At 49.9% G+C, this 12373-nt stretch carries 10 protein-coding genes; all 10 read left to right on the top strand.

The window, feature by feature from the left end; translation table 11 throughout:
- The first annotated feature begins 57 nt into the window (after positions 1-57).
- Entirely contained in the window at positions 58-1230 is a 1173-nt protein-coding gene (locus tag BT142_RS16060) for a glycosyltransferase family 4 protein (protein WP_072419198.1), read from the top strand.
- Positions 1231-1253: 23 nt separating this feature from the next.
- The gene (locus BT142_RS16055) at positions 1254-2072 is read left to right on the top strand and encodes a glycosyltransferase family 2 protein (RefSeq protein ID WP_072419197.1); all 819 of its coding nucleotides are present in this window, start codon (positions 1254-1256) and stop codon (positions 2070-2072) included.
- Positions 2073-2088: 16 nt separating this feature from the next.
- A complete protein-coding gene (locus tag BT142_RS16050; protein ID WP_072419196.1) occupies positions 2089-3045 on the top strand; it encodes a glycosyltransferase in 957 nt (318 codons plus the stop codon).
- Positions 3046-3365: 320 nt separating this feature from the next.
- Positions 3366-4409, top strand: a complete 1044-nt coding sequence (locus tag BT142_RS16045; RefSeq protein ID WP_242940042.1) for an EpsG family protein — start codon at positions 3366-3368, stop codon at positions 4407-4409.
- 15 nt (positions 4410-4424) lie between these two features.
- The gene (locus BT142_RS16040; RefSeq protein WP_072419194.1) at positions 4425-5924 is read left to right on the top strand and encodes a lipopolysaccharide biosynthesis protein; all 1500 of its coding nucleotides are present in this window, start codon (positions 4425-4427) and stop codon (positions 5922-5924) included.
- A gap of 20 nt (positions 5925-5944) precedes the next feature.
- Positions 5945-7144, top strand: a complete 1200-nt coding sequence (locus BT142_RS16035) for an ATP-grasp domain-containing protein (protein WP_072419193.1) — start codon at positions 5945-5947, stop codon at positions 7142-7144.
- On the top strand, positions 7145-8104 hold the full coding sequence (locus tag BT142_RS16030; protein ID WP_072419192.1) for a hypothetical protein: 960 nt from the start codon (positions 7145-7147) through the stop codon (positions 8102-8104).
- Complete coding sequence (locus BT142_RS16025) at positions 8101-9363, top strand: ATP-grasp domain-containing protein (protein WP_072419191.1); 1263 nt, start codon at positions 8101-8103, stop codon at positions 9361-9363. The genes BT142_RS16030 and BT142_RS16025 overlap by 4 nt, the downstream gene beginning before the upstream one ends.
- Positions 9350-10477, top strand: coding sequence for a DegT/DnrJ/EryC1/StrS family aminotransferase (locus BT142_RS16020; protein WP_072419190.1), 1128 nt, complete (start codon positions 9350-9352; stop codon positions 10475-10477). Before BT142_RS16025 ends, BT142_RS16020 begins: the two co-directional genes overlap by 14 nt.
- A 490-nt stretch (positions 10478-10967) precedes the next feature.
- Positions 10968-12373 (top strand): autotransporter outer membrane beta-barrel domain-containing protein (locus tag BT142_RS16015; RefSeq protein ID WP_139275812.1); only part of this gene is annotated, 1406 nt, incomplete at its 3' end.

Raw genomic sequence — 12373 nt, 5'->3', positions numbered from 1 at the left:
GGCGAGGAGCCCATCTGCACCCAAAGAAATGCGGAGAGGGTAAAGGAGTTACTGAAAATGAATCTGGTTTTTATTCACGACGGGCCTTTGTTCTATGACAAGGACGGCAACTACTACGAGTTTGCCTACCACGAGCTTTACGAGAGGTACTCGTATCTTGCGGACAACATCACCTTTCTCATACGCACAAAGCCTGTCGAGGGAAAGACTTTCACGCTTGTTCCGCCGCAGATAAAAGTCATCAGCGTGCCGAACTTCAAAAGCCCGAAAACAATACTTGTCAACAAGCCGAAAGCTGAGAAGATAATCGAAAAATGCGTCCGTGAGAACGACTATTTCGTACTGAGGACGCAGAGTTCGATAGCACAGCTGGCGGTCAAATACATCAAAAAATACAACAAGCCCTACATCGTCGAGAGCGTGGGATGTTCATGGGACAGCTACTGGAACCACGGACTGCTCGGAAAAGCGGTGGCGCCGTATATGTACTGGAAAACCCGCAGCATCATCGCGGGTGCGAAGTACGTTTACTACGTTACGGGCAGGTTCCTGCAAAAGCGTTACCCCACAAAGGGCAGAACGGTCAGCTGTTCAAACGTGGTCATCGACGAGCCGCAGACTGCGACTCTCGGAAAGCGCCTTGAAAAACTCGGCGGTTTCGACCCGAAGAAAAAGCTGGTGCTTGGCACGGCGGCGGCGCTCGATACCCGATATAAGGGTCAGGAGTACGTTATCCGTGCGATAAAGCCGCTGGTCGAGAAAGGCTACGACGTCGAGTACCGTCTTGCGGGCGGCTACAACGGCGCAAAGCACGACTATTTCCTGCGCGACCTTGCAAGAGAACTGGGCGTGTCGGACAGGGTGAAGTTCGTGGGGAACCTCTCCGCGGACAAGATGCCCGAATATTACGACTCCCTCGACCTCTACGTGCAGCCGAGCAAACAGGAAGGTCTGCCGAGAGCGGTCATCGAGGCGATGAGCCGCGGATGTCCCGTCATCGGAACGAGCATCGCAGGCATCCCCGAGCTTATCCCGAAGGTCTGCCTTTTCAGAAAGGGCAGCACTGATGAGGTGATAAGCGCCGTGGAAAGAGTAATGAAAACCGATCTGAAAAAGCTCGCAAAAAGGAACTTTGCGAAGTCACGTGAGTTCAGCAGGGAAAAACTCATAAGAAAGCGTGAGGCTTTCTATGACATCTTCCTCGCCGAATACGGAAATGGCAGGCACTGATCGGTCAAAGGATGGTTTGAGTTATGGAATATGCCGCAGGGATAGTGCTTTTCAATCCCGATACCGAACGACTTAAAGAGAATATCTCGGCGATAGCTCCGCAGGTCAGGGATGTGATACTTGTGGATAACGGCTCGGAAAATCTCACGGAGATAACCGCGCTCACCGCAGAGTACAGCAATATCACTTACGTCAGGAACGATAAGAACGAGGGAATAGCCAGAGCACTTAACCAGATAGTGGACAAGGCTGAGGAACTCGGTGTTTCATGGGTGCTGACTCTCGATCAGGATACCGTCTGTCAGCCCGATATTATAGAGCGATACGATGAGATGGTAAGACGCGCAAAGGATAACGTCGCTATCATCACTTCAAAATACCGTGACCGCAGCGTTGAGGTCGATTTCGGCATCTCGGGGGAGTATGAGAAGGTAAGATTCTGCATAACCTCGGGCGCACTCAATAACATCAGGTGCATAAAGGCCGTCGGCGGCTTCGACGAAAAGCTGTTTATAGATATGGTCGATTACGATATCTGCTACGCCCTCACAGGCAGCGGATATAAGATCGTCAGGATGAACTACACAGGATTCCTGCACGAGGTCGGCAGAAGCGTTACGAAAAAATTCTTCGGCAAGGAGATCATAATCTTCAATCATTCTCCTCTCAGAAAGTACTACTGGGTGCGCAACAGCATCTACCTGAAACGGAAGTATCACCTCGGTCTGAGTGCCGACAAAAGGATCGTCAACCGTTTTGTACAGACGCTGCTTTACGAGGATAATAAGGCGGCAAAGCTGAAGAGTATGCTCAAAGGAGCGGTGGACGGATACAGATTATAAAGGAGTGATCGTAAGGATGGCTGCCGTTGTAACAGTCGGCGTGCTGAGTTTCAATCACGAAAAATGGCTCAGAAAATGTATAGAGAGCATCTGCACACAGAAAACGGATCATGAATTCATCGTCCTTATCCATGAGGACTGTTCCACTGACGGCTCACGGGCGGTCGTGCAGGAGCTACAAAATAAATATCCCGATAAGATACGTACTATAATCCAGCAGGAAAATCAGTACAGCAAGGGTATAAATATAGTGCAGAAATATGTCATCCCAGAAGTAAAGACAAAGTACTTTGCTATATGCGAGGGCGATGATTACTGGTGCGATGAACATAAACTGCAAAAACAGATAGACTACCTTGATAAGCATCCCGAATGCAATCTCTGCTTCCATAACGCGAACGTTGTGGATACCGACGGGAATTTTATCAAGACATTCTATCCGCGCAGGATGTGGAACGATAACGACCTGTATGCGGCGCTCGAAAAGCCTGAGGGCGCAGACCTCTCGGTGGCGGATCTGCTCAGGCTCGATTTCACGCCGACGGCTTCCATCGTCGGCAGGACGGAAAATCTGCTCCCCGTGCTGGGCTTCTCAACGTCTCTCGACCTTGTGGTGAGACTTGTGACGACCTATGGCGGCTGCGCACACTACTTTAACGAGGTGATGAGCGCCTACAGAACAGGCAATCCGAATTCGGCGTCGGGTTCGATAAGAACTTCGCCCGAAAGACTGAAAAAGAACTTCTACGACCGCCACGTCGGTCTGCTGAAAGAATTCGATGAGTTCACGGAAGGAAAGTATCATAAGGATATCGAACATATGATAAAACGCAAGGAACTTATCTACTATCAGCACCTTGACGACCTCAGGGGTATGAAGTCATCAGGCGTTTTCAACGAGCTTCCGCTGAAAGCAAGGCTCAAATATGAGGTCAAGTACAAACTTCCGTTCCTGGCAAAGCTCAGGAAATAATATATATTTCGCCTTTCGGCTTGATATGGGGATCATCTGAGACCTGACGCACAAGCCTATGCAAAAAAGGCTTGGTCTGGGCGTCAGGTGTGTTTTCCTTGAGAAAAACGGTTTTTAGGAAAAGTTAATGATACTGTATGAAGGGTGACAGCAGTCGCCGCTTCGGGACAGATGTTGAAATATATGATAGTTTTAGGAGAGTATAAATGAGTATTGGGGAAAGTACAGCTCTGTATCTGTTCGTCTTTCTGATCTCTTGTCTGGCTACGGACCGTGCAGAAAAGAAATTCGACAGCAATAAAAAAAGGAAGGCTGTTGCATTGTCCGTTCTGGCCGTGCTGATACCGTCGGTACTGGCAGGTGTCCGCGGCGATACAGTCGGAAGAGACGTTCTTGAGTACGCAGTACGAACTTTTGAATATGCGGATTCTTCAGCAACATTTGCTGAAATGAAAGAATTATCCAAAGAACCTACGGGCTATATGCTGCTTGCATATCTGACCTCACGGCTCTTTCACGATACGGGATTCTTCTTGTTCGGATCACAGCTGCTGGTCATCACGCCGATCTATATATCGGCGTACAAAAACCGCGAAAATGCGCCTATGTGGCTGACAATGTTCGCGTATTTCTGTATGTTCTACAACAATTCCTTAAATCTGATGAAGCAGAGCGTTTCGTGTGCCTTCATACTGCTGTGCTACTTCTATATAAAGGAAAAACATTATATCAGGGCGGCGCTGTGCTTTGCCATAGGCGTATCCTTCCACTTCTCGGCGGTGTTCGGACTTGTATTCATCTTACTGTCGATGTTCGTGAAGAGAAGGAACGACAACACCTCAAAGATAATCCTCATCGTTGTGTACCTGCTGGGTATCATGCTGATGAAGAATATCAGTATGTTCCTTATCGACAACGCACTGCTTCCCGAAAAGTACACACTGAATATCTACGCTGTGTTCGATCTTGAAAAGGACGCTTATCTGCGACTTGTCGGCTTCAACAAGCGTGTATTCTACGACTGGGTATACAGAGTGCTGTTTACCGCTGCGCCTATTTACTTCCTCAGAAGAGTCAAGAAGGATTTCGATGAGAATATCAAGATAATCACTATCCTGGGTCTTGTATTCTATACCTACGTTCTTTTCGCATTCAGAACGGCATACGGTTCGAGAATATCCAACTACTGCGACTACTTCATGATAGTGATGGTGCCGATGCTCGTGAATGCCTTCAAACGAAAGACCTTCCAGCAAAAGGTGTGCTCGAATACCGCCGTCGTTGTTTTCCTTGGAATGTACTGGCTGGTGCTGTTCATGATATGCGGCTGGTCAGCGTCAAACTTCTTTGTATTCAGATTTTAAAGAAGGAGATCAGATTTGAAAGAAAGTCAACAGTCCGAGAAATCGGTAGTAATAAAATCTCTTGTATTCAAGTTTTTTGAACGTATCGGCTATAACGGCATAGCCTTCATTGTCAATCTTGTGCTGGCACGAAAGCTCGACCGTGCAGATTACGGTCTGATCGCTATGCTGACTATATTTATCAGCGTATCTCAGGTGTTTGTTCAGAGCGGTCTGAATACCGCTCTCATACAGCGCAAGGATATAACCGAAAAAGACTATTCGTCAGTATTTCATGTAAGTATGATAATAGCAGTGTTACTGTATATCATACTGTTTATCTCCGCTCCTCTGATAGCATTGTTGTTTGATATGCCCAAGCTGAAATCCCTGCTTCGGGTACTCGCGCTCGTGCTTATCCCGGGTGCATTCAACTCCATACAAAATGCAAGGATAGCGCGAGAGATGCGCTTCAAAGAACTTATGTTATGCACTTTAGGCTCGGTCATCATATCGGGAACGGTAGGCATAATAATGGTATACACGGGATTCGGAGTGTGGTCTCTCGTAGGTCAGCAGCTTGCGAGCCGTCTTGCGATCTGCGTACTTCTGCTTACGATAGTCAAGTGGAGACCTAAGTTCGTGCTTGAATGGGACAGAGCCGAGGAACTTTTCACCTTCGGCGGCAAACTGATGTTCTCATCCCTGATAGATGTTATCTTCCGCGAAATGCAGAGTTTCTTCATTGGAATAAAATACAATTCAGATACACTTGGCAGCTATACACGCGGCAAACAGTTCCCCGACATCATCATCAACAACGTCAACGGCTCGATACAGAGCGTAATGCTCCCAGCCCTCTCGAAACACAACGGCGATAGCGAAAAAGTCAAGAGCATGATGCGAAGATCTATCGTTACCAGCTCGTTCCTTATATTCCCTATTTGTATGGGTCTTGCGATGATCTCACAGCCGATGATACACCTCGTGCTCACCGACAAATGGCTGCCCTGCGTGCCCTATCTGCGCGCTTACTGCTTCGTGTACGCGTTCTGGCCGATACACACCGCAAACCTTCAGGCGCTCAACGCTCAGGGCAGGAGCGATATGTTCCTGAAACTCGAAGTGATAAAGAAGACGTACGGTCTCATCGCACTGCTGATAACGGTATTCTGCTTCCATACGCCGCTGGCTATCGTGTTGGGTCAGTGCTTCACCACCGTGCTGTCCTGCTTCGTGAACGCCTCGCCGAACAAGATACTTCTCAACTACGGCTATTTTGAACAGATGCACGATATTCTCCCTTCTCTGGGAATATCTGTCCTGATGGGCGCGGCAGTCTACAGCATCACCTTCCTGAAGATCAGCTCGCCGCTGATGCTTCTTCTCCAGATAGTTACAGGTATCACAGTGTATTTCCTGCTTGCTAAGCTGTTCAGGCTGGAATGCTTCACCTACATCCTCAATATGTGTAAAAAGATCTGGAAAAAGATCAAGGGTGCGAATACTGACGAATCTGTAAACACAAAAGAATAAACTGAAAAGAGGAAATCAAATTGAAAAAGCTTCTTTTGCTCGGCGGCTCCGCCCAGCAAGTGATCGCGATAGATACCGCGAAAAGGCTCGGATACAGTACCGTTCTCTGCGATTATCTCCCCGATAATCCCGGTCAGTACCACGCGGATAAGTTTTACCTCGTCAGCACCACCGACCGTGAGGCGGTATTGAAGGTCGCCGAGGAAGAAAAGGTCGATGGCGTCATCGCGTACTCTTCCGACCCCGCCGCACCGACCGCGGCATACGTCGCCGAGAAACTCGGTCTGCCGACCAACCCCTTCAGGGCTGTTGACATCCTCTGCAATAAGGACAAGTTCAGGGAATTTCTCTCCGAAAACGGTTTCGACTGCCCGAAGGCGGCAGCCTTTTCCGATAAGGAGACCGCACTCGCCGCCCTCACGGACGGCAGCGCCGAATATCCCCTAATAATCAAGCCCACCGATTCATCGGGCAGCAAGGGCGTGACGATAATGCGCTCGGCTGAGGGCGTCGGCGAAGCGATAGATTTCGCATTCTCCTTCTCGCGCTGCGGCGAGATCATCGCCGAGACATTCATCGAGAAGAAACACCCCTACCTCATCGGCGGAGACATCTTCGTCTACGGCGGCAGGGTGATAATATGGGGTCTTATGAACTGCTTCCGCGAGAACGCGCAGTTCCCCCTCGTTCCGTCGGGCAAGATCTACCCCGTGTCCCTCGACGACCGCGATCTGCAAAGGGTCAAGGACGTTTTGCAGGACATGGTGACAAAGCTCGGCATAGTGAGCGGCTCGATGAACGTCGAGCTGGTCATCGGCAGGAACGACAAGGTCTACCCCATCGACATCGGCCCCCGTGCGGGCGGAAATATGATACCCATCCAGCTGAGCCATATCTTCGGCGTGGATATCGTCGAGATGTCGGTGAAGTGCGCTATGGGAGAGTCCCTTGAGGTCGAGCCGCAGGTGAAACTGCCTTACTGTGCGACCTACGTCCTGCATTCCGACAGGGACGGCATCTACAAAGACATCGAGTTCTCCGAAACGCTGGAGAGCCATATCTTCAAGAAGTGCCTTTACGACAAGGCGGGGGACAAGGTCGAGCATTTCGACAACGCCGCCAAAGCGCTGGGCATCATCTTCCTGCGGTTCGACAGCGAAGATGAGATGTTCGGCATCATGAACGACATGAAAAAACACATCAGGGTGGTTTTGGAATAAATGAAGGAAATAGGCGGATACATTGAATTTGAAAGCTACTTCGGTTCGGTATACCATGAGGGCGCGGTGGCGCTCAACTGCGGCAGGAACTGCCTTGCATACCTTATCGAAGTGCAGGCCGTAAAAAGAATAAGACTGCCTTACTTTCTCTGCGGTTCGGTCACGGGCGTCTGCCGAAAGTACGGCGTTGAAACGGACTTCTACCGCATCGGCGAGGATTTCCGTCCGATAACAGACTTCGAGCTTCGCCCCGACGAGTGGCTGTACATCGTCAACTACTACGGACAGCTTACCAACGAAGAAGCCGCCGAGTACAAGCGGAAGTACGGGCGCGTCATTTTCGACAACGCCCAGAGCTATTTCCAGCGCCCCGCCGAAAATGTTGACACGATATACACCTGCCGCAAGTTCTTCGGCGTGCCCGACGGCGGATTTGTCTACACCGCAAAACATCCCGACCGCGTGCTCCCGACCGACGAATCCTTCGAGCGCATACACTACATCCTCGGAAGGTACGAGAGGACGGCAGGGGAGTTCTACAAGGAATCGGCTGACAACAACCACTCCTTTGCCGATGAACCTATAAAGAAAATGTCGAAGCTGACCGAGAATCTGCTCAGGTCATTCGACTATGACCGCATAATCGCCCGCAGGACAGAGAATTTCAGGTACCTGCATGAGCGTCTCGGCGGCATGAACAGGCTGAAACTGCGCGTTCCCGAAGGTGCATTCATGTACCCCCTCTATCTGGAAAACGGCGCAGAGGTCAGAAAGAGATTACAGCAGATGAAGATATTCGTCCCGATGCTGTGGGGAGATGTGCTGGAGATATGCGGCGAGCACAGCCTTGAATACAGCTACGCCAAGAATATCCTTCCCCTGCCCACAGACCAGAGATACGATAAGAATGACATGGAATATATGATCGCAAGATTGACCGAAAACGGAGGAACACTATGAATGATCTTAAAGGAAAAAAACTGCTCATCCTCGGCGCTTACAGCAACGAGATCGAGATAGTTGAAACGGCAAAGAGAATGGGCGTCTACACCATCGTGACCGATACTCATACCGACTGGTCGCTCGCACCTGCCAAGGAATATGCCGATGAAGTCCATAACATCAGCTATTCTGATTACGACGCGCTCGAAAAACTCTGCCGCGAGAACAATATCGACGGCTGTATAGCAGGCTTCAGCGAGACGAGAGTGCAGTGTCTGACGGATTTCTGCAAGCGTATGGGCTTCCCCTGCTACACCGAAGGCGCAGACCTCGGCACCATCTTCGATAAGGCGAAGTTCCACGAGGCGTGCAAGAAGTGCGGCATCCCCGTTCCGGGTTCCTACAGCATCGACGACGAGATCGATGAGTTCCCCGTTATCGTAAGACCTGTTGATGCAGGCGGCACTCAGGGAACAAGGATATGCTACAACATTGACGAGGTCAGGGAAGCATATGAGGTCGCCCTCAGCTTCTCGAAGAGCGGCCGCGTCGCCATTGATGAATACCTGAACGGTCAGGAGGGCGCGTACTGGTATTTCGTACACAACGGCATCGTTTCCCTTGCGAACAGCGCCGACAGAATGATGTACGATTTCGGCGAGGGCAAGCTGAAACAGCCCGTTGCCAACTGCTACCCCTTCAGACACCTGGACAAGTTCGTGGAGAAACAGGATGAGTCCTTCAAGAAGCTCATCACCATGCTCGGCATCAGGAACGGTTCGGTGCTGATACAGGGCATAATAAAGAACGATTATTTCGTTCCGATAGAGATGGGCTACAGATTCGACGGCTCGCTGTCCTTCCATTTCCCGGGCTATATCAACGGCGCGGACGACATGGAGATGATGATAAGATTCGCACTCACAGGCAGCATGGGCGATGACGAAGAGATCAGCAGACGCGAGACCCCGTATTTCGACAAGACGGGCGTGCTCATCCTTCTGCTCCTCACCAAGGGCACGATAACCGAGATCTCGGGTCTTGACGGCATCAGGGACGAGAAGTGCGTTTTTCACGTTTTCCAGAAGATGAACGTCGGCGCGGAATGCAAGGAGACATCCTCATTCTCGCAGGTATTCGCACGCATCTATATGTGCTCCGAGGATAAGTCCGAATTGCTGAACACGATCAATAAAATATACGATACCGTAAAAGTTCTTGACGAGAACGGCAAAAATATGCTTATAGGAAGATATGACGCAGATGAACTTAAATGAAAAAAATCTCAACGAAAAAATACTCGTGACACGTTCCTCGATGCCCGATTTTGAGGAGTACTGCGAGGAGATAAGGGATATCTGGGATACCCGCTGGCTCACGAACATGGGCTCAAAGCACAGAAAATTGCAGGAAGAGCTGAAAAACTATCTTGGAGTCGAGAAGCTCGACCTTCTTACGAACGGTCACATGGCGCTCGAACTCTCGATGCAGGCGCTCGGGCTGACGGGCGAGGTCATCACAACGCCGTTTACGTTCGCTTCGACCACCCACGCCATCGTCAGAAACGGTCTGACTCCCGTGTTCTGCGATATCGACCCCGAGAACTTCACGATCGACACCTCGAAGCTTGAGGCGCTCGTTACCGAAAAGACCTCGGCGATCGTTCCCGTCCACGTTTACGGCAACGTCTGCAACATCGAGGAGATTCAGCGCATCGCCGACAAGTACGGTCTGAAAGTCATCTACGACGCGGCGCACACCTTCGGCGAGACCTACAAGGGCAGGGGAATCGGCTCATACGGCGACGTTTCCTGTTTCAGCTTCCACGCCACGAAGGTCTACAACACCGTCGAGGGCGGTGCGGTCTGCTTTAAGGATCAGGCGTTCGGCGACGCGATATATGACCTGAAAAACTTCGGCATCCACGGTCCCGAGAAGGTTGAGTCGGTGGGTGCGAATGCGAAAATGAACGAGTTCTGTGCGGCGATGGGCATCTGCAATCTCCGCCACGTTGACGCCGAGATCGAAAAGCGCCGTGCCGTGACAGAGCGCTATCACGAGAGGCTCGATGGTGTCAAGGGCATCCGTCTGAACAAGGTCGGAAAGGACGTAAAGCCGAACTACGCGTACCTTCCCGCGGTATTCGACGCCGAGCAGTTCGGCTGTGACCGCGACCGCGTGTTCGCCGTTCTCGCCGAGAACAACATCCTCGCGAGAAAGTATTTCTACCCGCTGACCAACACATTCGACTGCTTCGCGGGCAGGTTCGACCCGAACGACACCCCTGTAGCGCTGTCGATCAGCAAGTCAGTCCTGACCCTCCCCCTCTACGCCGACCTCACCACCGAACAGGTAGACCGCATCTGCGATATCATTATCTCCTGCAAGTGAGTGCGGGTCTTACTGGGGGAGAACCTTCCAAAGATTTTTAATATTGTCGTCATTTGGATGTGGTTTGGGAGATAGGCTCTCGACATTTAAATAGAATATCTTTATATTAAGGTGGGGACTTGCTCCTCACCTTTTTTGCAAACTTTTTGTGGTTGACAGCAGCGGCAGTTCCTTCGGGGGCTGCCGCTTTTTTAAGGGATCGTGAACTTGGTTTTTGTGATTTTTCGGCTAAAAGCGCGTAATATTGTCGATTTTGAGAGAAATTGAGTTGATGTGCTAAAATCAACAAATATCGTGTATTCGTTTGTAGAAAATTAACAAAAAAGTCGTCAAAATAATAAAATATTAAAAAATAGCTTGAAAAATTGAACTTGTTGTGATATAATTGTTAACATGAGGGAAAACATTACCAAACGGTAATAGTTTTCTAACAAGTACAGTTAAAGAAGTGCAGAGCGCTTCAAAAAAATCTGAATAAGGAGGAATTCTTATGAAACGATCTTGGAAAAGAGTAACAGCAGGTATCATGGCACTGTCGATGGTGTCGGGTGCGGTGCCTTTTGAGCCTATCTCGCAGGCGGTAACGAGCTTGACGGCTCTGACGGCGAGTGCGGTGGACGCAACGGTCGTCGAAACTATCGAACAGCTTAAATCAGCCGTTGGAGAAGAAGGATCAGGCGGCTTGATTCAGCTTGGCGCAGATATCAGTTCCGAGTCATATGTGGATTTCAGAAAAGCATCGACACTTGATCTCAACGGACACCATCTTACCTTATTATGTTTAGACGCTAATGCCAACTTAGTAATTCAGGATTCTGTCGGGAACGGAAAGCTGACAATAACTGATTACGGCTATGGATTTGGCGTATGTGAAAGCAGCTCAGTGACTATTGAAAGCGGTGCGATCGAGTTTACAGATTCAGTGTCACACGGCTTTAAAGTATTTGACAGTGATGGTTCCTTAACCATCAACGGCGGCACGATCACGAGCGCAAGATATTCGATCTATAGAGATGACGGCGCTGTAACGATCAACGGCGGCAGCATTACAGGTGGATTTGGTGGTGAAGGTGATGGCACTCTGTCCATCACCGGCGGTACATTCAGCTTTGATGTGACGAGCCTTGTTGCTGAGGGCGTTCCGGTCGAGCATATCGGCGATGTCTGGGCTGTCGGGGCTTCTGTCGTCACAAATATCGATGAGCTTAAAACAGCCGTTGGAGAAGGCGGAACAGGCGGCTTGATTAAGCTTGGCGAAGATATCATCAGTTCCAATTCAAAAGTGGATTTCAAAAAAGCATCGACACTTGATCTCAACGGACACAATCTTACCTTAAAATATTTAACCGCTCGTGCCGACTTAGTAATTAAGGATTCTGTCGGGAACGGAAAGCTGACAATACCTGATGGCGGCTATGCAATTATAGTATATGGGGACAGCTCAGTGACTATTGAAAGCGGTGCGATCGAGTTTGCAGATATATATTCATCCGGCATTAGAATATATACCAATGATGGTTCCGTAACCATCAACGGCGGCACGATCACGAGCGCAGGAAATTCGATCAGTAGAGGTTACGGCACTGTAACTATCAACGGCGGCAGCATTACAGGTGGATTCGATGGTGATGCTGAAACTAATGACACTCTGTCCATCACCGGCGGTACGTTCAGCTTTGATGTGACGAGCCTTTTGACTGATGGCTATACAGCAACAAAGGACGGGGATTTCTGGGTCGTAGAGCAGCAGACCAAAACCTCTATCGAAAACGCCACCGTCACAATGGCGACCAACTCCGCTGACGTTGCATCGGTAGTTGTCGGCGAGACCACGCTGACCGAAGGCACAGATTACTCTGTTGCTTACAAGCAGGGCGAGACCGACCTCGACGAGGC

It is taken from the genome of Ruminococcus sp. YE71 (assembly GCF_900119155.1).
Lineage (GTDB): Bacteria > Bacillota > Clostridia > Oscillospirales > Ruminococcaceae > YE71.
Note: the sequence above shows the minus strand (reverse complement) of the source record. Positions and strands in the feature narration are given on the sequence as shown.